At 57.2% G+C, this 25,950-nt stretch carries 22 protein-coding genes; 9 read left to right on the top strand and 13 right to left on the bottom strand.

The window, feature by feature from the left end; all coding sequences use genetic code 11:
- The 8 genes from ACVBEG_RS20515 to grpE form a co-directional block, all read right to left on the bottom strand.
- The gene (locus tag ACVBEG_RS20515; protein ID WP_416194649.1) at window positions 1-456 is read right to left on the bottom strand and encodes an MFS transporter; all 456 of its coding nucleotides are present in this window, start codon (window positions 454-456) and stop codon (window positions 1-3) included.
- Window positions 434-910, bottom strand: coding sequence for a transcription elongation factor GreA (greA, locus tag ACVBEG_RS20520; protein WP_322177813.1), 477 nt, complete (start codon window positions 908-910; stop codon window positions 434-436). Before greA ends, ACVBEG_RS20515 begins: the two co-directional genes overlap by 23 nt.
- Window positions 907-4,128, bottom strand: a complete 3,222-nt coding sequence (gene carB / locus ACVBEG_RS20525; RefSeq protein WP_219063838.1) for a carbamoyl-phosphate synthase large subunit — start codon at window positions 4,126-4,128, stop codon at window positions 907-909. The genes greA and carB overlap by 4 nt, the downstream gene beginning before the upstream one ends.
- A 136-nt stretch (window positions 4,129-4,264) precedes the next feature.
- A complete protein-coding gene (carA, locus tag ACVBEG_RS20530) occupies window positions 4,265-5,401 on the bottom strand; it encodes a glutamine-hydrolyzing carbamoyl-phosphate synthase small subunit (RefSeq protein ID WP_322177812.1) in 1,137 nt (378 codons plus the stop codon).
- A gap of 264 nt (window positions 5,402-5,665) precedes the next feature.
- Window positions 5,666-6,469: a 4-hydroxy-tetrahydrodipicolinate reductase gene (dapB, locus tag ACVBEG_RS20535; protein ID WP_322177811.1), complete on the bottom strand. Its 804-nt coding sequence runs from the start codon at window positions 6,467-6,469 to the stop codon at window positions 5,666-5,668.
- 24 nt (window positions 6,470-6,493) lie between these two features.
- Window positions 6,494-7,618 (bottom strand): molecular chaperone DnaJ, encoded by a 1,125-nt coding sequence (gene dnaJ / locus ACVBEG_RS20540; protein WP_322177810.1) that lies wholly within the window; start codon window positions 7,616-7,618, stop codon window positions 6,494-6,496.
- A 325-nt stretch (window positions 7,619-7,943) separates the two neighbouring features.
- Entirely contained in the window at window positions 7,944-9,857 is a 1,914-nt protein-coding gene (gene dnaK, locus ACVBEG_RS20545; protein ID WP_322177809.1) for a molecular chaperone DnaK, read from the bottom strand.
- 104 nt (window positions 9,858-9,961) lie between these two features.
- Complete coding sequence (gene grpE, locus ACVBEG_RS20550) at window positions 9,962-10,525, bottom strand: nucleotide exchange factor GrpE (protein ID WP_322177808.1); 564 nt, start codon at window positions 10,523-10,525, stop codon at window positions 9,962-9,964.
- A gap of 274 nt (window positions 10,526-10,799) precedes the next feature.
- On the opposite strand from grpE, the gene recN reads away from it, so the two are divergent.
- On the top strand, window positions 10,800-12,473 hold the full coding sequence (gene recN, locus ACVBEG_RS20555) for a DNA repair protein RecN (RefSeq protein WP_322177807.1): 1,674 nt from the start codon (window positions 10,800-10,802) through the stop codon (window positions 12,471-12,473).
- A gap of 129 nt (window positions 12,474-12,602) precedes the next feature.
- Here recN and fur read toward each other — a convergent pair whose 3' ends face one another.
- The gene (fur, locus tag ACVBEG_RS20560; protein ID WP_322177806.1) at window positions 12,603-13,010 is read right to left on the bottom strand and encodes a ferric iron uptake transcriptional regulator; all 408 of its coding nucleotides are present in this window, start codon (window positions 13,008-13,010) and stop codon (window positions 12,603-12,605) included.
- A gap of 98 nt (window positions 13,011-13,108) precedes the next feature.
- On the opposite strand from fur, the gene ACVBEG_RS20565 reads away from it, so the two are divergent.
- Window positions 13,109-13,630 carry an outer membrane protein assembly factor BamE gene (locus ACVBEG_RS20565; RefSeq protein WP_322177805.1) on the top strand — a complete coding sequence of 174 codons (522 nt, stop codon included), beginning with the start codon at window positions 13,109-13,111 and terminating at the stop codon, window positions 13,628-13,630.
- A 78-nt stretch (window positions 13,631-13,708) separates the two neighbouring features.
- Here ACVBEG_RS20565 and ACVBEG_RS20570 read toward each other — a convergent pair whose 3' ends face one another.
- The 3 genes from ACVBEG_RS20570 to ACVBEG_RS20580 are packed head-to-tail and all read right to left on the bottom strand — an operon-like array spanning window position 13,709 to window position 15,867.
- The gene (locus ACVBEG_RS20570) at window positions 13,709-14,029 is read right to left on the bottom strand and encodes an RnfH family protein (protein ID WP_322177804.1); all 321 of its coding nucleotides are present in this window, start codon (window positions 14,027-14,029) and stop codon (window positions 13,709-13,711) included.
- Window positions 14,022-14,456 (bottom strand): type II toxin-antitoxin system RatA family toxin, encoded by a 435-nt coding sequence (locus ACVBEG_RS20575; RefSeq protein ID WP_322177803.1) that lies wholly within the window; start codon window positions 14,454-14,456, stop codon window positions 14,022-14,024. Before ACVBEG_RS20575 ends, ACVBEG_RS20570 begins: the two co-directional genes overlap by 8 nt.
- Before the next feature lie 7 nt (window positions 14,457-14,463).
- Window positions 14,464-15,867, bottom strand: a complete 1,404-nt coding sequence (locus ACVBEG_RS20580; protein WP_323566468.1) for a sodium-dependent transporter — start codon at window positions 15,865-15,867, stop codon at window positions 14,464-14,466.
- 118 nt (window positions 15,868-15,985) lie between these two features.
- Between ACVBEG_RS20580 and smpB the strand changes: the two genes are divergently transcribed.
- Window positions 15,986-16,468: an SsrA-binding protein SmpB gene (smpB, locus tag ACVBEG_RS20585; RefSeq protein WP_219063850.1), complete on the top strand. Its 483-nt coding sequence runs from the start codon at window positions 15,986-15,988 to the stop codon at window positions 16,466-16,468.
- 123 nt (window positions 16,469-16,591) lie between these two features.
- Here smpB and ACVBEG_RS20590 read toward each other — a convergent pair whose 3' ends face one another.
- Window positions 16,592-17,359, bottom strand: coding sequence for a GntR family transcriptional regulator (locus tag ACVBEG_RS20590; protein WP_322278275.1), 768 nt, complete (start codon window positions 17,357-17,359; stop codon window positions 16,592-16,594).
- A 410-nt stretch (window positions 17,360-17,769) separates the two neighbouring features.
- Between ACVBEG_RS20590 and ACVBEG_RS20595 the strand changes: the two genes are divergently transcribed.
- The 6 genes from ACVBEG_RS20595 to ACVBEG_RS20620 all read left to right on the top strand — a co-directional run bounded on the left by ACVBEG_RS20595 (window position 17,770) and on the right by ACVBEG_RS20620 (window position 25,871).
- On the top strand, window positions 17,770-19,464 hold the full coding sequence (locus ACVBEG_RS20595; protein WP_322278273.1) for a lactate permease LctP family transporter: 1,695 nt from the start codon (window positions 17,770-17,772) through the stop codon (window positions 19,462-19,464).
- 150 nt (window positions 19,465-19,614) lie between these two features.
- Window positions 19,615-20,439 carry a (Fe-S)-binding protein gene (locus ACVBEG_RS20600; protein ID WP_322278270.1) on the top strand — a complete coding sequence of 275 codons (825 nt, stop codon included), beginning with the start codon at window positions 19,615-19,617 and terminating at the stop codon, window positions 20,437-20,439.
- Window positions 20,436-21,911, top strand: a complete 1,476-nt coding sequence (locus tag ACVBEG_RS20605) for a LutB/LldF family L-lactate oxidation iron-sulfur protein (RefSeq protein ID WP_322278267.1) — start codon at window positions 20,436-20,438, stop codon at window positions 21,909-21,911. The genes ACVBEG_RS20600 and ACVBEG_RS20605 overlap by 4 nt, the downstream gene beginning before the upstream one ends.
- Complete coding sequence (locus ACVBEG_RS20610; RefSeq protein ID WP_322278265.1) at window positions 21,908-22,579, top strand: LutC/YkgG family protein; 672 nt, start codon at window positions 21,908-21,910, stop codon at window positions 22,577-22,579. The genes ACVBEG_RS20605 and ACVBEG_RS20610 overlap by 4 nt, the downstream gene beginning before the upstream one ends.
- Window positions 22,576-25,386, top strand: a complete 2,811-nt coding sequence (locus ACVBEG_RS20615; protein ID WP_322278263.1) for an FAD-binding and (Fe-S)-binding domain-containing protein — start codon at window positions 22,576-22,578, stop codon at window positions 25,384-25,386. The genes ACVBEG_RS20610 and ACVBEG_RS20615 overlap by 4 nt, the downstream gene beginning before the upstream one ends.
- Window positions 25,387-25,601: 215 nt before the next feature.
- Entirely contained in the window at window positions 25,602-25,871 is a 270-nt protein-coding gene (locus tag ACVBEG_RS20620) for a hypothetical protein (protein ID WP_219063857.1), read from the top strand.
- Window positions 25,872-25,950: the final 79 nt, after the last annotated feature.

The following is a 25,950-nucleotide window of genomic DNA, read 5'->3' on the forward strand; positions in this document are numbered from 1 at the left end:
TCAGGGGCGCGCAATGCGCGCCCCGCCACTTCCACCCGGCACAGGCTGGATAACCAGCAGCAGTCCGGACAGCGCAAGCATCAGGTAGCTCAACAATTGCCAACGCACGGCATCTGGCAACCATTGGTACAGCACGTAATAACTCGCTGAAGCCAACGTCGCGATCAGCAGCAATTGCCCGCGCACATCAAGCCAAAGACTCGACAGGCGCTCGGTCTGTATCAGCACCACCATCTGCAATACCGCGCAAAAACCTGCAAACGCGACCAGCAACGTCCCTGAAAGACTGGCAACCTCATCAATCAGCAGTGGCGCCAGACCTGTTTGCTCCAGCACCGTCAACATCGCAAGATGCAGCAATACCAAGCCGCCCACCCATAACGTCTGGGCGAGCTGCCAGATAATTGCGCCCGCACGATACGGGCGACAGCTGTTAGATATGGCTGACTTCGACAATCTCGTACTCGATCACACCACTTGGCGTTCTGACTGTCACCACTTCACCCTCTTCCTTGGCAATCAAGGCACGAGCGATGGGTGAGCCGACCGAAAGCTTGCCCTGCTTGATATCCGCTTCGTCTTCACCAACGATCTGATATTTCACGCGTTCATCGGTTTCGACGTTAGCGATCTCGACAGTCGTGCCGAATATAACCTTGCCGGTGTGCACAATCGTCGTCACGTCAATGACCACTGCGTTCTGCAGTCGGCCTTCAATATCACGAACCCGTGCTTCCACCATGCCCTGCTGCTCGCGAGCAGCGTGGTATTCAGCGTTTTCCTTGAGATCGCCCAGCTCACGCGCAGTACCGATGTCCTGGCTTAGCTTGGGGCGAATCACCTTTGTCAGGTGAGTCAGTTCTTCTTCCAGGGCGCGAGCGCCCCGAATGGTCATTGGATATTTGGTCATACCTTTAATCCTGCATGTAGATCCTGCAAGCGCCGTACAGTCTTCTCTGGACCGAACTTCAGCGCTTCACAGATGGCTTCACCCGCAGCGATGGTGGTCGTGCAGTAAATTTTGTGCTGCAAGGCATTACGACGAATCGAGTAAGAATCAGCGATCGACTGACGGCCCTCAGTGGTGTTGATGATCAGCGTGACTTCGTCATTTTTGATCATATCGACCACGTGTGGACGACCTTCTGTCACCTTGTTGACGCGACGCACTTTCAGGCCCGCAGCCTCAATCAACTGAGCGGTTCCGGCCGTCGCGACAATTTCGAAGCCCAGATTGATCAGATCACGCGCGACACCGGCCACAAGCGGCTTGTCGTCATCGCGAACGCTGATGAACGCAGTACCACCGGTCGGCAGTAGCTCGCTGGCACCCATTTGAGCCTTGGCGAAGGCTTCGCCGAACGTATCGCCCACGCCCATGACTTCGCCGGTGGACTTCATCTCCGGGCCGAGAATAGGGTCAACACCCGGGAACTTGGCAAACGGGAATACCGCTTCTTTGACGCTGTAGAAGTTCGGAATGATTTCTTTTGTGAACCCTATTTCCTTCAGGGTTTTGCCAGCCATGACGCGTGCCGCGATCATCGCCAGGGAAACACCGATGCACTTGGACACAAACGGCACGGTACGCGAAGCACGCGGATTGACTTCAATAACGTAGATGTCATCGCCTTGCAGCGCCAGCTGTACGTTCATCAAGCCGATGACGCCCAGCTCCAGAGCCATTTTCTTGACCTGTTCGCGCATCTCGTCCTGGATATGCGCAGGCAGCGAGTACGGTGGCAGCGAGCATGCAGAGTCACCGGAGTGAACGCCTGCCTGCTCAATGTGCTGCATGATCGCGCCAATGACTACGTCAGTGCCGTCACAAACCGCATCGACATCCATCTCGATGGCGCAGTTGAGGAAGTGGTCCAGCAGCACCGGGCTGTCGTTGGACACTTTCACCGCATCACGCAAGTAGCGCTTGAGCTCTTCTTCTTCGTAAACGATTTCCATCGCCCGACCGCCCAACACGTAGGACGGACGCACCACTAGCGGGTAACCAATCTTGCCTGCGGCGCGAATGGCTTCATCTTCGCTGCGCACAGTGGCGTTAGGCGGCTGACGCAAATTCAGGCGCTCGACCATTTGCTGGAAGCGCTCACGGTCTTCGGCACGGTCGATTGAGTCAGGGCTGGTGCCGATGATCGGCACGCCAGCTTCCTCAAGAGCACGCGCCAGTTTCAGCGGAGTTTGGCCGCCGTACTGAACGATCACGCCTTTAGGCTTTTCGACGCGGCAGATTTCCAGCACGTCTTCCAGGGTTACTGGCTCAAAGTACAGGCGATCCGAGGTATCGAAATCGGTGGATACGGTTTCCGGGTTGCAGTTGACCATGATGGTCTCGTACCCGTCTTCACGCAGGGCCAGTGCCGCATGTACGCAGCAGTAGTCGAACTCGATGCCTTGGCCGATGCGGTTCGGACCACCGCCAAGAATCATGATCTTGTCGCGCGTCGACGGGTTGGCCTCGCACTCTTCCTCATAGGTCGAGTACAGATAAGCGGTATCGGTGGCGAACTCAGCTGCGCAGGTATCGACGCGCTTGTAGACCGGGAAGATCTCAAGCTTGTGACGATGGCGACGCAGGTTTTTCTCGGTGACACCCAGCAGCTTGGCCAGACGCGCATCGGAGAAGCCTTTGCGCTTGAGGCGGAACATCAGATCACGGTCGATGGTAGCCAGACCCAGCGTCTTGATCTTCTCTTCTTCCTTGACCAGATCTTCGATCTGAACCAGGAACCAAGGGTCGATCATGTTCATGCTGAAAATTTCTTCAACCGTCATGCCTGCACGGAAAGCGTCTGCCACGTACCAGATGCGCTCAGCGCCCGGCACCGTCAGCTCACGCTTGAGCACGGCCATGCTTTCCGGGTTGGTCAGGTCAAGCTTGGGGTCCAGACCGCAGACACCCACTTCCAGACCGCGCAGGGCTTTCTGCAGGGATTCCTGGAACGTGCGGCCGATGGCCATGACTTCGCCGACCGACTTCATCTGCGTGGTCAGGCGTGCGTCGGCCTTGGGGAATTTTTCAAAGGCGAAGCGTGGCAGTTTGGTGACCACGTAATCGATAGACGGCTCGAACGATGCCGGGGTCTTGCCGCCAGTGATTTCGTTCTGCAGTTCGTCGAGGGTGTAACCAATTGCCAACTTGGCCGCGACCCGGGCGATAGGAAAGCCGGTGGCTTTCGAGGCCAGTGCCGAAGAACGGGAAACCCGCGGGTTCATCTCGATCACGACCATACGGCCAGTGTCCGGGCAGATACCGAACTGCACGTTCGAGCCGCCGGTCTCCACACCGATCTCACGCAGTACCGCCAGCGAGGCGTTACGCATGATCTGGTATTCCTTGTCGGTCAGCGTCTGCGCTGGCGCAACAGTGATCGAATCGCCGGTGTGAACACCCATCGGGTCAAAGTTTTCGATGGAGCAAACGATGATGCAGTTGTCCTTTTTGTCGCGGACCACTTCCATCTCGTACTCTTTCCAACCGATCAGCGATTCGTCGATCAGCAGCTCTTTGGTCGGCGACAGGTCCAGACCTCGGTTGCAGATTTCTTCGAATTCTTCGCGATTGTAAGCAATACCGCCACCTGTGCCGCCCATGGTGAAGGACGGACGGATGATGCACGGGAAGCCCAGTTTTTCCAGGACGACGTAAGCTTCCTCCATGGTGTGGGCAATACCCGAACGCGGGCAATCCAGACCGATGGACTTCATTGCCTTATCAAAGCGCGAACGGTCTTCGGCCTTGTCGATGGTGTCGGCATTGGCGCCAATCATTTCGACGCCGAATTTTTCCAGAACGCCTTCGCGCTCCAAGTCCAACGCGCAGTTCAGCGCAGTCTGGCCACCCATGGTTGGCAGCAGTGCGTCTGGACGCTCCTTCTCGATGATCTTGGCAACGGTCTGCCATTTGATCGGTTCGATGTAGGTCGCATCGGCCATTGACGGGTCGGTCATGATGGTCGCTGGGTTGGAGTTCACCAGGATGACGCGGTAACCCTCTTCGCGCAGGGCTTTGCAGGCCTGGGCGCCGGAGTAGTCGAATTCACAGGCCTGGCCGATCACGATGGGGCCGGCGCCGAGAATCAGGATGCTTTTTATATCTGTACGTTTTGGCATGGGTTGTCACTCAAATCCGTAGGTCAGTCGGCAAGCCGTCTTGAATATTTCTCTGAGGGGGTTGGGCGGACCATCCAGACAGTCAATCGTCCGGGCTCCACCCACCCTCTGCTCGCTACATTCTCAAGGCAACCGGTCAGCGTCGCTTGGCCATGGCTTCGATAAAGCGATCGAACAGTGGCGCCACGTCGGTAGGGCCCGGGCTCGCTTCAGGGTGACCCTGGAAGCTGAACGCGCTCTTGTCGGTGCGCTCAAGGCCCTGCAAGGTGCCATCGAACAGCGACTTGTGAGTCGCCCGCATGTTGCTTGGCAGCGTAGTCTCGTCCACCGCAAAACCGTGGTTTTGGCTGGTAATCATCACGACACCGGTGTCCAGATCCTGGACCGGGTGGTTTGCACCGTGGTGACCATGCCCCATCTTCATGGTCTTGGCTCCAGAAGCAAGTGCCAGCAATTGGTGACCGAGGCAGATACCGAAGATCGGGATTTCGGTTTCCAGTATTTCCTGAATCGCCTTGATCGCGTAGTCGCACGGCTCCGGGTCGCCAGGACCGTTAGACAGGAATACACCGTCCGGCTTGAGCGCCAACACATCACTGGCAGGCGCTTGTGCCGGGACTACCGTGACACGGCAACCGCGATCAACCAGCATACGCAGGATATTCAGTTTGATGCCGTAGTCGTAAGCCACGACGTGGTACTTCAAGTCTGCGGCTGCGAAGTCCGGGTGACTGTCAGTCGCCAGGCTCCAGACACCGGAGAGCCACTCATAGCGCTCCGTGGCGCTGACGACTTTCGCCAGATCCATGCCCTTGAGGCCAGGGAAGCCACGAGCAGCGGCAATCGCCGCTTCTTCGGAAATGTTATCGCCGGCCATGACGCAGCCGTTTTGTGCGCCTTTCTCGCGCAGAATGCGGGTCAGGCGGCGGGTATCGATACCGGCGATTGCGACAACATTGTTGGCTTTCAAGTAGTCCGACAGGGACATCTTGTTGCGCCAGTTGCTCGCGACCAACGGCAAGTCGCGGATGACCAATCCTGCCGACCAGACGCGATTGGACTCGGCGTCTTCTGGCGTCGTACCGGTGTTACCGATATGTGGATACGTCAGAGTGACGATCTGTTGGGCATAGGAAGGATCGGTAAGGATTTCCTGATAGCCGGTCATTGCGGTGTTAAACACCACCTCACCAACGGTTTGACCGTCGGCTCCAATGGCTTCGCCGCGAAAAATGCTGCCATCAGCAAGGGCGAGTATGGCTGGCTTAGTCAAGAAGACCTCCCGTAAATAAAGCCTGAAAGGGCGTTCGCAGGTTGCAAAAAAGCGGAATGACGTATAGACACGTCACCCCGCTTTCTCTTCGAATTATCTGCGCGCTTTTAGTGGACACACTAAAGCTGTAGCTTACAGAAAAAGCCTTTTTTGGTCTACCACCAATGAGCCTTAAAGACAGGGTAATGCGACAGAACGCCACCCAAAGGCTGAAAACAGAGTCAAAGCCCACGTAACTGTTGAGCTTCAACCCTGTTTAGGCGGTCAACGCAGCCCCAGCACGTCCTGCATGTCGTACAAGCCGGGTGCCTGACCGTCGAGCCACAAGGCAGCCCTGACAGCCCCCTTGGCAAAGGTCATGCGACTGGAAGCCTTGTGCGTGATCTCTACTCGCTCACCGTCCGCTGCGAACATCACGGTGTGGTCACCGACGATATCGCCCGCGCGAATCGTTGCAAAACCGATGCTTTGACGATCACGCGCCCCAGTCTGTCCTTCACGCCCATAGACTGCGACCTTTTCAAGGTCACGACCCAGCGCCTGAGCAACCACTTCCCCCATACGCAGCGCGGTGCCCGACGGTGCATCCACTTTGTGCCTGTGATGGGCTTCGATGATTTCGATATCGACGTCATCACCCAACACACGAGCGGCAGTGTCGAGCAATTTAAGGCACAGATTGACCCCGACGCTGAAGTTGGCAGCAAACACAATCGGGATGTCTTTACCCGCGGCTACCAAAAGCAGCTTCTCTTCCGCACTGAAACCCGTGGTACCGATGACCATGGCCTTGCCCGCCTTGCGGCAGAACGCCAGGTTCTTCAAGGTCACCGACGGATGAGTGAAGTCGATCAGCACGTCGAACTCATCAGCCACGTTGGCCAGATCGCCCGACAACGGAATGCCGATACGGCCCAGCGCTGCGAGCTCACCCGCATCCGCACCGACCAATGAGCTGTCCGGACGATCGACCGCAGCGGTCAAACCCGCGCCCTGCGTTTGCTGGACCGCCTCGATCAGGGTTTTACCCATGCGCCCAGCGGCGCCCATTACTGCAATACGTCGCATGCCTTGCTCCTGACCTGTTAGCCCTTACAAATCGCCAAAGAAGCGTTTCACACCTTCGAACCAACCGCTGGCCTTGGGTGAATGCGAGCTGTCGCCTTCGAGCGAAGCACGGAACTCTTCGAGCAATTCACGCTGACGACGTCCCAGATTGACCGGGGTTTCGACCGCAACACGACACATCAAGTCGCCCGCACCACCACCACGTACCGGCGCCACACCCTTGCCACGCAGACGGAACTGCTTGCCGGTCTGAGTACCTTCAGGGATTTTCAGTTTGACCCGACCATCCAGCGTCGGCACTTCCAACTCGCCACCCAGCGCGGCATCAGCAAAGCTGATCGGCACTTCGCAGTACAGGTGCTTGCCGTCGCGCTGAAAAATGGCGTGCTCGCGAACGTTGATCACAACATACAGATCGCCGGTCGGCCCGCCCTGAGTACCCGCCTCGCCTTCGCCGGAAAGACGAATGCGATCACCCGTATCGACACCTGGCGGCACTTTCACCGACAGGGTCTTGAACTCTTCGACCCGGCCTTCGCCGCGGCATGAGTCACACGGATCGGAAATGATTTTGCCGTGGCCATGGCAGCGCGGGCAGGTTTGCTGCACCGAGAAAAAACCTTGCTGCATGCGCACCTGACCGATACCGCCGCACGTCGGGCAGGTAATAGGCGCCGAGCCTTTCTTCGCGCCGGAGCCATCGCATGGCTTGCAATTGACCAGCGTCGGCACACGAATACTGACGGTCGTGCCGCGCACAGCCTCTTCGAGATTCAGCTCCAGGGTGTAACGCAAGTCACTACCGCGCTGAGCGCCACCGCGAGCACCGCCACGGCCGCCACCAAAGAAATCACTGAACACGTCGCCGAAAATATCGGAGAAGTTCGAGCCGCCGAAACCTGCACCACCGCCACCCATGCTTGGGTCGACGCCGGCATGACCGTACTGATCGTAGGCCGCACGTTTGCTGGTGTCGGAAAGCACTTCATAGGCCTCATTGGCCTCTTTGAACATGTCTTCGGACGTTTTATCGTCTGGGTTGCGGTCCGGGTGATGCTTCATCGCGAGTCGGCGATAAGCCTTCTTCAGATCAGCCTCACTGGAGTCGCGCTCCACACCCAAAATCACGTAATAGTCACGCTTAGCCATAAGTCTTATGCACTCTTGAGGACGTCCGACAAAACCCTCCTGAGTCTTGCCAAACTCGTTGAGCCCAATACAGGCCCGGACTCAACTCACGTCGATTCAACGATTCCGGTCTTGGCTCTACGGCCAGTTCACTGACCGAGAGAAGCAGCAAAACAAGCCACATGCAGGAGCATGTCGACTTTGCCGCATCGCTTGCGGGCCGAAACCCCCAAGCTTGAAAATTCGTCTATTCCAGACACGCCAACGCGGGAGCAAGCTCCCGCGCGGCGACATCCTACCAGCCACCGCTTGAATGCAGTCAACCGGCTTGCAAGTGAGCCTGCGCTTACTTGTGGTCTTTCACTTCTTCAAACTCTGCATCAACAACGTCGTCAGGCTTTTTGGCCTCCTCAGCAGGCTTGCCAGCCGCTTCCGGCTTCTCAGCTTCGGCGTACATTTTCTGAGCGATTGGCGCGGAAACTTTGGACAGTTCCTCAACCTTGGCGTCGATGACTGTTTTGTCGTCGCCTTTGATGGCCGCTTCCAGAGCAGTCAGTGCAGCTTCGACGGCGGTTTTTTCTTCCGCAGTCACTTTTTCGCCAGCATCGCTGATCATTTTGCGTGTCGAGTGGACCAGCGCATCACCCTGGTTACGGGCAGAGGCCAGCTCTTCGAACTTGCGATCTTCTTCAGCGTTGACTTCAGCATCACGCACCATCTGCTGAATTTCTTCTTCAGACAGACCGGAGTTGGCCTTGATCACGATCGACTGCTTCTTGCCAGTCGCCTTGTCTTGAGCACCTACGTGAAGAATGCCGTTAGCATCGATGTCGAAGGTCACTTCGATTTGTGGCACGCCGCGTGGAGCAGGTGGAATCTCGGCCAGGTCGAACTTGCCCAGCGACTTGTTCTGACCCGCTTGCTTACGCTCGCCTTGCAGCACGTGAATGGTTACCGCGCCCTGATTGTCATCAGCAGTCGAGAACACTTGCGATTTCTTGGTAGGAATCGTGGTGTTTTTCTCGATCAACGCGGTCATCACGCCGCCCATGGTTTCGATACCCAGGGTCAGCGGGCTAACGTCAAGCAGCAACACGTCTTTCACGTCGCCAGCCAATACTGCGCCCTGGATAGCAGCACCCATGGCAACAGCTTCGTCCGGGTTCACGTCTTTACGCGCTTCTTTACCGAAGAACTCAGTAACCAGCTTCTGTACCAGCGGCATACGTGTCTGACCGCCGACCAGAATCACGTCGTCGATTTTGCCTACGTCGATGCCCGAATCCTTGAGTGCAATACGGCAAGGCTCAATGGTGCGTTGAACCAGATCTTCAACCAGCGATTCCAGCTTGGCGCGAGAGATTTTCACGTTCAAGTGCTTAGGACCGGTCGCATCTGCAGTGATGTACGGCAGGTTAACGTCGGTCTGCAGGCTGGAGGACAGTTCGATCTTAGCTTTTTCAGCAGCTTCTTTCAGGCGCTGCATCGCCAGCGGGTCACCTTTAAGGTTCATGCCGCTTTCTTTCTTGAATTCGTCAACGAGGTAGTCGATCAGACGGATATCGAAGTCTTCACCACCCAGGAACGTATCGCCGTTGGTAGCCAGTACTTCGAACTGGTGCTCGCCATCGACTTCAGCGATTTCGATAACCGAAACGTCGAATGTACCGCCGCCCAAGTCGTAGACGATGACCGTGTGATCGCCCTTCGCTTTGTCCATACCGTAAGCCAGAGCGGCTGCGGTTGGTTCGTTGATGATGCGCTTGACGTCCAGACCCGCGATGCGACCGGCATCTTTGGTGGCTTGACGTTGGCTATCGTTGAAATAGGCTGGAACGGTGATGACCGCCTCAGTGACTGTTTCACCCAGATAGTCTTCAGCGGTCTTCTTCATCTTCTTCAGGATTTCAGCCGAAATCTGAGGAGGAGACATTTTCTGACCGTTGACTTCGACCCATGCATCGCCGTTATCAGCCTTGACGATCTTGTAAGGGACCATCTGGATATCTTTCTGCACAACTTCTTCGTCGAAGCGACGACCGATCAAACGCTTCACCGCATACAGGGTGTTGTGCGGATTGGTCACCGCCTGACGCTTGGCCGATTGGCCAACCAGAATTTCGCCGTCGTTGGCGTACGCAATGATCGAAGGCGTAGTACGAGTGCCTTCGGCGTTTTCAATAACTTTTACTTTGCCGTTTTCGAGAATAGAGACGCAGGAGTTGGTGGTCCCCAGGTCGATACCGATGATTCTGCCCATGTTAACTTTCTCCGGAAATTTTAAATTTGGATGCCGCAACTGCGTTCACACATTGCGGTAGCTCTTAAACGCATGACTTCTAAATGGGGGCCTGATGGCTGATTTCAAGCCTGCTCATCAATCGATGGTCTAACAGGCGAAACTGCCTTGCTGACCACAACCATCGCCGGGCGCAACAGGCGACCGTGGAGCTGATAGCCCTTCTGGAACACCTTCAGCACGCTGTTAGGCTCAACGTCGGCACTCTCTTGCATGGCCATCGCCTGATGATGTTCGGCATTGAAGGGTTGGCCGTGGGGATCAATCGCTTCCAACTGATAACGCTTGAGGGTGTCCTGAAACATTTTCAGCGTCAGCTCGATCCCTTCACGCATCGGACGGATACTTTCGTCGTCCGGGTTGGACAACTCCAGGCCGCGCTCAAGGCTGTCAATGATCGGCAGCAAATCACCCGCAAATTTTTCCAGTGCGAATTTGTGAGCTTTCTCGACATCCTGCTCGGCGCGACGGCGGACATTCTGCAGATCCGCAGCAACTCGCAAAGACTGATCCTGCGCAGCAGCCAATTGCTCTTCAAGCACTTGCACACGCGCTATCACGTCATCAACCGAAGCCGCACCAGCGGCCTGATCCTGAGTCTGCGTATCCAGATTCTGTTCGTCAGCCATAGATTTCTCCTTTCAATAACGTCCGCGAGCTCAACTCGCGCTTCTGTCCCGCTATATGGGGTCTTAATTTCCAGCTTCAAGTGCAACCAAAAGCACAATAACGTCCATTTTCATCAATAACCCGCCTCGCCTTAAGCCCAGGCCGCACATGAACAAATCACATAACGGACTAAAAAAAGCCGTAATTCAACCAAATCGAGCTAAGACAGGGCATTGTCAGCAGAAAGCAAAACACTGTATAAATAACCAGACAAATAGCTTGGGAGCCGCCTCTATGCTGGTGCACCTGTCAGTACATAACTACGCCATCGTCGAACATCTCGATCTCGAGCTGGACCGAGGCATGAGCGTGATCACTGGCGAAACCGGTGCCGGCAAATCAATCATGCTCGACGCTCTCGGCCTTACCCTGGGTGATCGCGCCGATAGCGGTGTGGTCCGCCCCGGTGCCGACAAGGCCGATATCCTTGCCACCTTCGACCTGACCGATATCCCCGAAGCCCGCGCCTGGCTCGCAGAGCGAGATCTGGACAACGACGGACCGTGCATCCTGCGCCGGGTTATCACCGCAGAGGGTCGCTCGCGGGCCTACATCAATGGTTCGCCCTGCCCTCAAGGTGACTTGAAAGCGCTGGGCGAATTCCTGATCGATATTCACAGCCAGCATGAACATCAGTCATTGCTCAAGACGGACACCCATCGCCGCCTGCTTGACGAATACGCGGGCGCCACCGACCTGGCACGCCAGGTACATCTGGCGGCACAGCGCTGGCGCCAGACCCGGCAAGAGCTGGAGCGACTCGCCAATTCAGGCGATGAGCAACGCTCGCGCCATCAATTGCTCAGCTATCAACTCGAAGAACTGGAAAGCCTCAGCCTTGGCGAAAACGAACTGGATCAACTGGAGCAGGAACACAAAACTCTGACCAATGCCGAAAGCCTACTGAGCATCTGCCGTCAGGTCGTAGAACAATGCAGCGAAAACGACTCGGGCAATGTCCTGAACGCACTGACCGCCAGCCTCAATCGTCTGTCTGGCATCAACAGCTCACCGACTGCCATGTGCGAAGCCGCCAGCCTGCTGTCCAGCGCGCAGATTCAGGTCGAAGAAGCAGTGGGAGAACTGAACCGCTTCCTCGATCACTTCGATGCCGACCCGGCGCGCCTGCAACAACTTGAAGAACGTCTAGATGCGATCTACACCCTGGCCCGCAAACACCGCATTCAGCCCACCGAAGTCGCCGCGCTCCAGCAAAAACTGCTGGACGAAATCGAGACATTGAATGCAAACGATGAAGCCATTGAATGCCTCGAGAATGAATTGTCCTCCTATGCTCGACATTATCAGGACAAAGCTCGCGAATTGAGTGATCTACGTCAAGGTTCAGCGCCGACTCTGGCCAGTGCTGTGGAGCAGGAAATTCAACGCTTGGGCATGCCTGGTGGGCGGTTCAGCATCGAACTGCGCCCTAATGTCAGCAAAGAATTGCTGCCCAATGGTCTGGAGCAGGTCGAATTGTTGGTAAGCGCCAACCCTGGACAACCACTGAAAGCGCTGGCCAAGGTCGCTTCAGGTGGTGAGTTGTCGCGGATCAGCCTGGCGATTCAAGTCATCACCGCACAAACCTCACGGGTGCCCACACTGGTATTCGATGAAGTCGATGTCGGGATCGGCGGGCCGACCGCAGAAATTGTCGGCCAGCTGTTGCGTCGTTTAGGCGAGCGCGGGCAAGTCATGACCGTCACGCATTTGCCGCAGGTCGCAGCGCAAGGCCACCAGCACCTGTTCGTGCACAAGGTACGTGACAGCGATGCCACTCGCACCGCCGTGTCCAAACTCAGCAAAACCGAACGCGTCGAGGAAGTCGCACGCATGCTCGGCGGCATTGATCTCACCAAAGAGTCATTGGCCCACGCGAAAAAAATGGTCCTCACCGCGAAGATTTGATCATTCAATCAAAAACCGTGGAGCAAGGCGTCGCCGGCGTCTTGTTCGCGATAGCGGCATAAAAATCAGACAACAGAAAGCACGAAGGCGACCCTGAGGTCGCCTTCGTCATTATGGCTGTCGGAAGGTTTACACCCTCTTCTTGCGCACGTAGAGCACCAAGTTGTGGTCCACCAACTCGTAGCCGTGCTTCTCCACAATCGCTTTCTGAAGCTTCTCGATTTCTTCTTCGAAGAACTCGATCACCTCACCGGATTCCACGTTGACCATATGGTCGTGGTGGCCGCCGTCGGCCAGCTCGAAAACTGCGTGACCTCCGTCGAAATTGTGGCGAACCACCAGCCCGGCAGCTTCAAACTGAGTCAGTACACGGTAAACCGTGGCCAGACCCACATCCTCGTTCGCGTCCATGAGTGCCTTGTAAACATCCTCGGCACTCATGTGACGCTGCTCAGCAGAATCGAGCATCTGTAGAATTTTGACCCGAGGCAGGGTCACTTTTAGTCCGACTTTACGCAGTTCGCTATTTTCAACCATGGTCAGCTTTCTCGCGGATGCTGCTTCGCAGCTTCTCTTAATGCGGGTATGATCGGGGTTTACGTTGTCCCAGCCAAGATAGTGGAAGTCGCCCACCGATGCAAAACACCAAGCACCTGCTAACCAGTTTCACCTTTGTGGGACTGCTCGCACTCGCCGGTTGTTCATTCCCCGGGGTTTACAAAATCGACATCCAGCAGGGCAATGTCGTCACGCAGGATATGATAAACCAGTTACGCCCCGGAATGACCCGTCGGCAAGTACGGTTTATCATGGGTAACCCTCTGCTGACCGATACGTTTCATGCCGATCGCTGGGATTACTTGTATAGCCTGCAACCTGGGGGCGGTGAACGCCAACAAGAACGCATGACCATTGTCTTTAATAGCAATGATCAGCTCGTCAGCCTTTCCGGTGACTTCATGCCTGGCGTGAGTCGCGACGAGGCCATTCTTGGTAAGAATAGCGGTACTTCCGCTACTCCCGCTCAGGGTGAACAGCCTAAAGCCGAAGAGGCGCCTAAACCTGGCTCATTGCTCAAGCAGATCCAGGATGACGTGGACAAGAGCGAATCCGCTCCAGTACCCACTCAGGAACCTCTGGAACCATCGCCGCGGTAGTTGTGAAAAGCAGCCACCAGCGTCTTCAAAAAAACCCGGCATGCCGGGTTTTTTTGCGTCTCTGGGTTCAAAAAAAGATTACTGCGAATCGTTTTTCATCCTGGACTGGGCAGCCTTGGCCGCACGCAACCGGCGAACCTCTTTTGGATCAGCCAACAACGGACGATAAATTTCTATTCGATCACCCGCCACCAGCACTCGGGTTTCGGCGTCGCTCAGCACGTTGCCGAAAATACCTACGGAACAATGCGCAAGATCCAACTCAGGAAAATGCTGGCTGATCCCGGAAGCCTGCAGCGCGTCTCGCACCGTCGAATCCGATGCCACGCCAACGCTAAGCAGCACCTGGCGATCTATCCCAGCGTAAACCACTTCGATTTCAATCAGCGGCTTAACCATGCAGCTGTTTTGCCCGCTGGCAAAAAGCGTCGACCAGGGTGTTGGCCGCCTGATTGAACAGCGGCCCTAACGTTGCGCGCACGATGGGGCCGGCGTAATCGAACGACAGGTCCAGGCTGATCTTGCAGGCCTTTTCTCCCAACGGCTTGAACACCCAAACCCCGTGTAACTGGTTGAATGGCCCTTCTTCAAGATTCATCTCGATCGACTGCCCTGGCACCAGCGTGTTTCGCGTCACGAAATGCTGCTTAAGACCGCCCTTGGCTATTTCGACCCGAGCGCGCATGTGCCCCTCACCGGCGTCCAATATCACAGCCGATGAGCACCACGGCAAAAATTCCGAGTAGTGCGCTACGTCATTTACCAAGTCATAAAGTGCCTGGGCCGGGTAAGGCAACAGGGCAGAGCGTTGAATATGGGTAGTCATGTCAGCGTCACTTCCAAAGCTGAGCGGCAAACACAACAAGAATGCCGAACGGCGCCACATAGCGCATCAAAAAGAACGTCAAAGCGAAAAGCACCGGGCTGCGCATCGATAACTCATCACGCACCGCCTCACGACCCATCACCCAACCTGCAAAAACCACAAAACAGAACCCACCGAGCGGCAACATGATCCGCGAGGTGAAAAAATCGATGACCCCAAAGAAGTTCAGCCCCCCCACTGAGCCCCATTGGTAGAGGTGAAAAACACCGGCATCGATCACAAAAAACTTGGCCTGCTCCCAGATATTGAACGAAAAAACCGTGCCCAAACCCACGAACCAGCAGATGAATGCCAGCCAGAATGTCACCCAACCGCGGCGAACTTTAGTCCGTTCGATCAGATAGGCCACCATTGGCTCAAGCAATGAAATAGCCGAACTCCAGGCCGCTACCGCCACCAACACGAAGAAGATTACGCCCATGAGTTGGCCGAACGCCACGTTGCCAAACGCAAATGGCAAGGTCACGAACATCAGGCCCGGGCCTTCGCTGGGGTTTAGGCCCGCCGCAAATACAATTGGAAACAACGCCAAGCCTGCTAATAGTGAAACAAACGTATCGAGCAACGCCACACCGACGATGGTCCCGGAGATCGATGAGTTCTTCGGCATATATGCGCCGTAAATCATGATCGACCCTACGCCCACACTCAGCGAGAAGAAGGCATGCCCCATCGCGGGCAGCAAACCATCGAGCAGCTTCGACGCGTCGAAGTCGAACATGAAATGCACGCCCTCCATGAAGTGTCCGGTCGTCAGGCTATAACCCAACAGAATCACCATCAGGATAAAGAGCAGCGGCATCATGATCCGCAGACTGCGCTCAAGTCCCGCAACCACGCCTTTAGCGATCACCACAGCAGAAAGCAGCATGAACACCGTGTGCCACAGGGTCAGGCGCCAAGGGTCGGCGATGACCTTACCGAAGTAAGCCCCCACTTGATCGGACGCGACACCCTGAAAATCGCCACGGCCCATATCAATGATGTAATCCAGAGACCAGCCACCTACCACGCTATAGAAGGACAGGATCAACAATGCCGTGATCATTCCGGCGAATGCCCCCCAGGACCAACGCGTCGAATGCCCCGCCTCGAGCGCCAACACCTTCAAGGCGTTGGCCGGACTTTGCCGGGCGCGCCGGCCAATCAGCGTTTCGGCGAGCATCACCGGCACACCGATCAAGGCAATACAGGCCAGGAACACCAACACGAAAGCGCCGCCACCATAGACGCCGACCATGTAGGGAAACTTCCATATGCTGCCGAGACCCACCGCAGAACCGGTCGCCGCGAGAATGAACACCCAGCGGCTCGCCCAGCCGCCGTGGACAGAAACCTTGTCCGTCGACATCGTTAACACGCTCAACCGTTGAAAAAAGAGGCCGCATTGTCCGGGATTCAATCAAGCTGCTCAAGCACGCAGCTTCACCGTAGCCGACAGCGCGTTGTCTCCCTATAATGCGTCCCCTATGGCTAAGCTCAAGAAACACCCCACAGGGACCATCGCGCAAAATAAAAAGGCGCGTCACGATTACTTCATCGAACATAAGTTCGAGGCCGGTCTGGTCCTGGCTGGCTGGGAAGTAAAGAGTATGCGTGCTAGCAAGGTGCAGCTGGTTGACAGCTATGTGCTGCTCAAGGATGGCGAGGCCTGGCTGATGGGCTGCCATATCACGCCGCTCGCGGCCGCCAGCACGCACGTCATCGCTGACCCTACACGTACCCGAAAGCTGCTGCTCAACCAGCGCGAGCTAGAAAAGCTCAACACCGCGGTTCAGCAGAAAGGCTATGCCTGCGTGGCCCTTTCCATTTACTGGAAAGCACACTTGATCAAGTGTGAAATTGCGCTTGGCAAAGGCAAGAAGGAATACGACAAGCGCCACACCGAGCGCGAGCGCGACTCTGATCGTGAGCTGCAACGAGCGGTTCGCACCAAGGGTAAAGATGACTGACAGCTCGCATGTGCGAGTTGCCTGACGCACTCAGGCGCTTCATTTGCGAATAAATTCGCTCTCACCGAGGATACGCAATCTCTGTGGGAGCGAATTCATTTGCGAAATAGTCCGGGCCAGACCTCACAGCGCGTTACGTCTCTCCGCCCGCGCCGTACGCTGCACTTGCTGCCGCACCTCTTCCAGCACCTCCTGCACATAGAGCAGATGGCGGCTGGCAACTTCGCGCGCGTCTTCCGCACGGCCTTCGATAATCGCCAGATACAACTCATGATGCTGACTGATCAGCATGTCGCGGGTCTCCGTGCGTTGCTTATACATGCCACCGATATTGGTCACAACATTACGTTTGAGTAGATCGAACAGACCACGGATCGTGTGCAACAGCACTGCGTTATGGCTCGCTTCAGCGATAGCCAGATGGAAGCTCGCATCGGCAGCCCCCTCCTCGGCTCGGCTTACTTCGCCGACCCGCGAATAACAGTCCTGCAATAAATCAAAGGCCGCCCGCAGCCGCTCACGGTCGACGTCTGTCGCGCGCAAGGCTGCGTAATACGCACACGAGGCTTCCAGCGTATGGCGAAACTCAAGCAGATCACGCTGAGCATCCGGATTGCTTTCCAGCAAATGCAGCAACGGATCGCTGAACGTCGACCCCAGATTCTCGACCACGTAATTGCCGCCGCCCTGGCGGCTGATCAGCAAACCTTTGGCTGTAAGTTTCTGAATCGCTTCACGCAAGGATGGGCGCGATACACCAAACTGTTCTGCCAACGCACGCTCGGCAGGCAAGCGCTCTCCAGACCTCAATGTGCCTTCGAGAATCATCCCTTCCAGTTGCTCAACAATATCGTCAGACAAACGGCGCTGACGCACCTGATCAAACCCCATAACTCACTCCACCTCCCCGATCATCTGTCGGGACCGCCTATTCTCGCCGATTGCCACCGCGCCGACACCCTTCAGGTTCAGCTGAAAATGCCACATCAATGCTAATTTTTTCGCAAATCGACGAAAGTATTAGAAGGGCAAATTGACACATCAATAGCTAGGCTTTTAACCTAGCGTCCAGACATTGTAAATTGGTATTACCAATTTACAATGCCGGCATTCAGTGGCCACCATCCACGACGCCGCAAGACCTCTCGTCATAGCGAAAGGCTTGAGCTGGTGAGCTGTGCGACTTGTTCGTCAGCTTCGATTCGACGACCGCGATCTAGCGTGTTTACCGTCGGTAACGAGCTGCGATCTTGCGATACGGAACACCGGGCCTGACCAACAACAATTAGGGGCCACCCCATATGCAAACCTGGCAACAGTTCTATACCCCACTCGGCAGCCTTGGCTTTTCCGCCATCGCCGCAGTCATCCCCATCGTGTTTTTCTTCATGGCCTTGGCCGTGTTCCGGCTAAAGGGCCATGTTGCAGGCAGCATTACGCTGCTGTTATCGGTACTGATCGCGATCTTCGCCTTCAAAATGCCTGCTGATATGGCCGTTGCAGCCGCCGGATACGGGTTTGCCTATGGCGTCTGGCCGATTGCCTGGATCATCATCGCAGCGGTATTCCTCTACAAACTGACGGTTAAAAGCGGTCAGTTCGAGATTATCCGCAGCTCGGTCCTGACCATCACCGACGACCCGCGCCTGCAAGTGCTGCTGATCGCCTTCTGCTTTGGCGCATTCCTTGAGGGTGCAGCAGGTTTCGGTGCGCCAGTGGCGATTACTGCAGCGTTGCTGGTGGGCCTGGGCTTCAACCCGATCTATGCCGCAGGGTTGTGCCTGATTGCCAACACGGCCCCGGTCGCTTTCGGCGCATTGGGTATTCCGATTATCGTGGCGGGCCAGGTTTCGGGTATCGACGCATTCAAGATCGGCGCCATGGCCGGCCGTCAACTGCCGTTGCTGTCGCTGTTCGTACCATTCTGGCTGGTGTTCATGATGGACGGCATGCGTGGCGTCAAGGAAACCTGGCCAGCCGCTCTGGTCGCAGGTTTTACCTTCGCCGCCAGCCAGTTCCTTACCTCGAACTTCATCGGCCCGGAACTGCCGGACATCACCTCAGCGCTGCTCAGCCTGATTGCCCTGACCCTGTTCCTCAAAGTCTGGCAGCCTAAACGTACCGCTGGCGCGCAAATGGCCGGTGCTACCCCAACCGGCCCAGTAGTCGCCAGCGCTGGCGGCTTCGGTCTGCCACGCACGTCGGTCAAGTCTGAATACACCGTGGGCCAGATTTTCAAAGCGTGGTCACCCTTCCTGATTCTGACCGTCATCGTCACCATCTGGACGCTTAAGCCGTTCAAGGCCATGTTCGCCGCGGGTGGTGCGATGCAGGCATGGACCATGAACTTTGCCATCCCGCATCTGGACCAACTGGTGTTCAAGGTAGCGCCGATCGTCGCCAACCAGACTGCCATGCCAGCCGTGTTCAAGTTAGACCTGATCGCAGCCTCCGGCTCCGCGATTCTGATCTCCGCATTGCTGTCGATGCTGGTGTTGCGAATCGGGGTCAAAACCGGTCTGACCACTTTCAAAGAAACCCTGTTTGAACTGCGCTGGGCCGTCGTGTCCATTGGCATGGTGTTGGCGTTCGCCTTCGTGATGAACTTCTCCGGCATGTCCACCACTCTGGCACTGGTTCTGGCATCCACGGGCGCTGCATTCCCGTTCTTCTCGCCATTCCTTGGCTGGCTGGGCGTGTTCTTGACAGGTTCCGATACCTCCTCCAACGCGCTGTTTGGCTCATTGCAAGCAACGACCGCACACCAGGTCGGCGTTAGCGATGTGCTGATGGTGGCCGCAAACTCCACCGGCGGCGTGACCGGCAAAATGATTTCACCGCAGTCAATTGCTGTTGCCTGCGCCGCCACCGGCCTGGTGGGTAAAGAATCCGACCTGTTCCGCTTCACCCTCAAACACAGTCTGTTCTTTGCCACCATCGTCGGCTGCATCACCCTGGCTCAGGCTTATTGGTTCACCGGCATGCTGGTTCACTAACAGCATCCACACCCGCAACGACCTGGCGCCGGGCTAATCCCCGGCGTCAACCATTCATGACCGGGTCTGCAAAGCGGCTGAAAGCGTCAATGATGCATCTTTCGACCGCGGCGCTGGACGGATAACCGGGACCACCCGGAGAAACGCCTGATGAGTGAGCTCTATTACAATGCCGTACCTAATGCGACCCGCGTCGCACCGCCACAGGCGGAACCACGGCACTACCCTGATGCGAAACCTGAGCGGGTCTACCTGTTCGGTACCTGCGTGGTCGACCTGTTTTATCCAGAAGCCGGCATGGACGCGATTCATCTGCTCGAACGCGAAGGCATTCGGGTTGAGTTCCCCCAAGGGCAAAGCTGCTGCGGGCAACCGGCCTACACCTCCGGTTACACCGATCAGGCGCGTGAAGTCGCGCGGGCGCAACTGGCATTGTTCTCTGGTGATTACCCTGTGGTCGTACCGTCCGGCTCATGCGCCGGCATGCTGCGCGAGCACTACCCCGACTTGTTCAAGGACGAGCCGGAAACCTTAAAGCAGGTCCGTGCTCTCGCCGCCCGCACCTATGAACTGGCGGAGTTTCTGCTGTTCGTGTGCAAAGTGAAGCTCAAGGACAGTGGCGCACCGATCAAGGTTGCACTGCATACGTCCTGCTCGGCACGCCGCGAAATGAATACCCATTTGCACGTCCGGGAACTGTTGTCGCAAATGGTCAACGTCGAGCGGGTAGACCACAGTCACGAAAGTGAATGCTGTGGTTTTGGCGGGACGTTCAGCGTGCGCATGCCGGATATTTCCGGGGCCATGGTCGCGGACAAGACACGTGCGTTAAAAGAGTCGGGCGCGCATCAAGTGCTGACCGCCGACTGCGGCTGCTTGATGAACATCAACGGCTCGCTGGAGAAACAACGGGAATCGCTACGCGGCCAACACGTGGCCACTTTCCTGTGGCAACGCACCGGAGGTGGACAATGAGCACGCAAACACTGATCCCCACCGTTGAGGTACACGAAGATTTCCGTGCCCGAGCCCACAAAGCCTTGGGCGACAGCCAACTGCGCAACAACTTCCGCACCGCCATGGACTCGCTGATGACCAAGCGCGCGGCCGCGTTCAGCGATGCTGACGAGCGTGAACGTCTGCGCACCCTGGGCAATGCGATTCGTGCGCGCGCCCTGTCCAAGCTGCCCGATTTGCTTGAGCAGCTGGAACGAAACCTGACCCGTAATGGCGTGAAGGTGCATTGGGCGGAAACGGTAGAAGAAGCCAATGACATTGTCCTCTCGATCGTCGAGGCTCATGAAGCCCGGCAAGTGATCAAGGGCAAGTCGATGGTCAGCGAAGAAATGGAAATGAATGATTTCCTCGCCGCCCGCAGCGTTGAATGCCTGGAATCGGACATGGGCGAATACATCGTCCAGCTCGACCACGAGAAACCGTCGCACATCATCATGCCGGCGATTCACAAAAACGCCGTCCAGGTGGGCACCTTGTTCCACGACAAACTGGGCGTGGACTACACCAAAGACGTCGACAAACTGATCCAGATCGGTCGCAAAGTGCTGCGCCAAAAATTCTTCGAAGCCGACATCGGCGTCTCCGGTGTCAACTTCGCCGTGGCTGAAACCGGCACCCTGTTGCTGGTCGAAAACGAAGGCAACGGCCGCATGTGCACCACGGTTCCGCCGGTGCATATCGCCGTGACCGGCATCGAAAAAGTCGTCGAGAACCTACGCGACACCGTCCCACTGCTGTCGCTGTTGACCCGCTCGGCGCTGGGCATACCCATCACCACGTACGTCAACATGATCTCCGGTCCACGCAAAGCCGATGAACTGGATGGCCCGCAAGAAGTGCATCTGGTACTGCTCGATAACGGTCGCAGCCAAGCGTTCGCCGACAGTGAACTGCGTCAGACCCTGAACTGCATCCGCTGTGGCGCCTGCATGAACCACTGCCCGGTCTATACCCGCATCGGCGGTCATGCCTATGGCGAGGTGTACCCAGGCCCTATCGGTAAAATCATCACCCCGCACATGGTCGGCCTGAACAAAGTCCCGGACCACCCCAGCGCTTCGTCGTTGTGCGGCGCCTGCGGCGAAGTCTGCCCGGTGAAGATTCCGATCCCGGCCCTATTGCGTCGCCTGCGCGAAGAAAACGTCAAATCGCCGGACGCGCCGAATAAAGTCATGCGCGGCCAGGGCAGCAAATACTCACGCACAGAACGCTTTATCTGGAATGCCTGGTCGCGCCTCAATAGCTCGCCAGCGCTTTACCGTTTGTTCGGTTTTTTCGCTACCCGCCTACGCAATTTGACCCCAAGCAACATCGGCCCGTGGACGCAGAATCACAGCGCACCGAAACCGGCAGCTCGCTCGCTGCATGAGCTGGCCCGTGAACATTTGGCCAAGCAGTCGATAGAGAAGCAACCGGGAGCCAAGCGATGAGCGCCAAACAAAACATCCTCAACAAGCTGCGCCACAGCCTGACCGGTGCCACGCCGATTGCCGACAACTTCGACGAAGACCTGGTGACCACCCCGTGGAGTTACGCCCCCGAACAACGGCTCGCGCAGTTGCGCAAACTGATGGAAGCTGTGCACACCGAAATCCATCTCAGCACTGAACAGGGCTGGCCGGAGCTGCTCGGACAATTGGTGCATGATCGCCAATTGCCGAGCCTGTTGATCGCGCCTGGCACGCCCCACGGTCGACGCGTCACCGAGCATTGGACTGTGCACCCCGAGCTACCGCCGCTGAAGGCCTATGACCGTGCGGTAGAGACGTGGAAAACCGAGCTGTTCGACGACACGCCCGCCAGCTTCACCACCACCTTGGGCGCCATTGCCGCCACGGGCAGCCTGATTCTATGGCCGACCCGCGAAGAACCGCGCCTGATGAGTCTGGTGCCGCCCGTGCATTTCGCCCTGCTCAAGGCCAGCGAAATCTACGACAACTTTTATCAGGTCCAGCAACAACAGAACTGGGCAGCCGGCATGCCGACCAACGCACTGCTGGTGTCCGGCCCATCAAAAACCGCAGACATTGAACAGATCCTGGCCTACGGCGCTCACGGCCCGAAAGATCTGGTGGTACTGATTCTGGAGGATGCATGAGCCTGCCCGCTGTATTCCTGCGCGAAGCCGAGCGCCTGATTCCCAAGAACAGACGCTTCGACGACCCGCTTTCAACCCTGGCCTTCGGCACTGATGCCAGCTTCTACCGGCTGATCCCGAAACTGGTGATCCGCGTCGAGTCCGAAGACGAAGTGGTCGCGCTGCTCAAGCTGGCTCAAGCTGAAAACGTGCCGGTGACGTTTCGGGCTGCAGGCACCAGCTTGTCCGGCCAGGCCATCAGCGATTCAGTGCTGATCGTACTCGGCGACAATTGGAACGGCAGAGAGATTCGCGGTCAGGGCACGCAGATCCGCCTGCAACCCGGGGTCATTGGCGCCCAGGCCAACGCTTGGCTGGCACCGTTCGGGCGCAAGATCGGGCCGGACCCGGCGTCAATCAACGCCTGCAAAATCGGCGGCATCGTCGCCAACAATTCCAGCGGCATGTGCTGCGGCACCGCGCAGAACACCTATCACACCCTTGCCGGGATTCGCCTGGTATTGGCTGATGGCAGCCGCCTGGACACCGAAGATTCCGCCAGCGTCGCCGCGTTTCGCGAGAGCCACGCCGACCTGCTGGAACAACTGGCCCGACTCGGCCGCGAGACACGTGCCAACAGCACACTGGCCGCAAAGATTCGCCACAAATACCGCCTGAAAAACACCACCGGCCTGTCACTCAATGCCCTGGTGGATTTCGATGAGCCACTGGATATCCTCAGCCACTTGCTGGTCGGCTCCGAAGGCACCCTCGGTTTTATCAGCGCGGTCACTTACGACACCGTCATCGACCACCCGTACAAAGCATCGGCGCTGATCGTGTTCCCCGATGTGGAAACCTGCTGCACCGCCGTCACCGTCCTGAAAAGCCAACCGGTTGCCGCAGTCGAACTGCTGGACCGACGCAGCATGCGGTCGGTGCAAGACAAACCAGGCATGCCTGCCTTCGTCCGTGAATTGTCGGAAAACGCTTGCGCACTGCTGATCGAATCCCGCGCCGCCTCCCAGGCATTACTGCATGAGCAGCTCGCGCAGATTATGGCCTCGCTGGCATCATTCCCGGTGGAAAAGCAGGTCGACTTTACCGAAGACCCGGTGGAAAACGCCCGTCTCTGGGCGATTCGCAAAGACACCTTCCCCGCCGTTGGCGCCGTGCGTAAAACCGGTACCACAGTGATCATCGAGGACGTTACGTTCCCGGTCGAACAACTGGCGATTGGCGTGCGTCGACTGATCGCGCTGTTCGACAAGCATCACTACGACGAAGCGATCCTGTTCGGCCACGCGCTGGAAGGCAACCTGCACTTCGTGTTCACTCAGGGGTTCGACAGCCCTTCGCAAGTCGCCCGTTATCAAGCGTTCATGGACGACGTCACGCAACTGGTGGCCGTAGAGTTCGGCGGCTCATTGAAAGCCGAGCACGGCACCGGACGCAACATGGCGCCCTTTGTCGAGCTGGAATGGGGCAGCGATGCCTATCAACTGATGTGGCAGCTCAAACGGCTGCTTGATCCTAACGGCATCCTCAACCCGGACGTGGTGCTCAGCACCGATCCGCAGATCCATTTGAAACACCTCAAGCCACTGCCCGCCGCCGACGAAATCGTCGACAAATGCATCGAGTGCGGTTTTTGCGAGCCGGTGTGTCCGTCCAAAGGGCTGACGCTAAGCCCACGACAACGCATCGTGATCTGGCGCGATATCCAGGCGAAAAAACGCGCGGGCATCGACACCACTGATCTGGAGCGCGACTACCACTATCAGGGCATCGACACCTGTGCCGCGACAGGGCTGTGTGCGCAACGTTGCCCGGTCGGGATCAATACCGGCGAGTTGGTGAAGAAGCTGCGCAGCCGCGAAGCGACCCATGGCAAAACTGCGGATTGGCTGGCCCATAATTTCAAGACCGCCCTGCAAGGTGCGCGCTTCACGCTGCACGTGGCCAACGGTGCGCGGATGCTCTTGGGCGCTCCACGCCTGGCGAAAATATCCGCAGCGCTGAGTAAGGCGTCGTCAGGTCGCGTGCCGCAATGGACCGCCGCCATGCCGCAGCCGGAACGGGCCATTCGTTTCAGCCCACCGATCAATGATCAGCGTCCACGTGTGGTGTACCTGGCGGCCTGCGTATCACGCGTCATGGGCCCCGCTGCGAGTGACCGCGAACAGATGTCGCTGCTGGACAAAACCCGTGGGCTGCTAGAGAAGGCCGGGTATCAGGTGGTATTCCCCGACAATCAGGACAGCCTGTGCTGCGGGCAACCCTTTGCCTCAAAAGGCTACAACGAGCAAGCCGAGGACAAACGCCAGGAACTGCTCGCAGCCTTGATCAAGGCCAGTCGCGGCGGTCTCGACCCGATCTATTGCGACACCAGCCCATGCACCCTGCGCCTGGTTCAGGACCTGAAAGACACGCGCCTGGACCTGTACGACCCGGTGCGCTTCATCCGCACTCACCTGTTGGACAAGCTGCACTTCACCCCCCAGCAGGAAGCCATCGCGGTGCACGTCACCTGCAGCACCCAACACTTGGGCGAGAGCCAGGCCTTGATTGAGCTGGCGCGCCTGTGCAGCCAGAATGTGGTGATACCCGAAGGCATCCATTGCTGCGGCTTTGCCGGTGACAAGGGCTTCACTACGCCAGAACTGAACGCGCATTCATTGCGCACCTTGAAAGACGCGGTGCAGTACTGCAACGAAGGTATTTCCACCAGCCGGACCTGTGAAATCGGCCTGTCGCAACACGGCGGTATCGATTACCACGGCCTGGTTTATCTGGTGGACCGAGTGACTCAAGCCAAGTCTGCGTAGGACCTCCCTGACGGGGCCCACACGCCCCCGTCAGAGCGCCGGACGTCGCAAGAACGGCTTTTTCACAGGCAGTTCAAGAAAAAATAGAACCCCTGCGCCAGGTAAGAGTCAATCTATTCAGGCCCTCCCCAGAAGTGAACCGGGCTTACCACAGCGCTCGGGCCATCGGACTCATAGACCGTCCATCCCCGAGTCCACAGGCTAAGGAGACACACATGAAGCGCACTGCACTCACTGGATTGTTCCTCACCGCCGCCCTGTTGGCTTCCCCGGTATTTGCCGCTGATGATCTGTGCGACGCCAATCTGCAGCAGATCAAAGATGACCTGACCACCGGCGCAACCGACATGGGCGACGACACCCTGATGAACCTCAAGGAAGCGCAAAAGGAAGCCATGGCCGCAAAAGCAGCTGGCGACAATAAAAAATGCATCGAGCTGACCGAAAAGGCCTTGGAAGAGGCCGACAAGGGTGAGGACAGGTAAAAGCATTGCCAAGGCCAGCCCTGGGGCTGGCCTGTTTCACCCCGTCGCCTGACAGAAAGTCGACGTCCTCCCTGCATTG

Source organism: Pseudomonas sp. GG8 (assembly GCF_052976945.1).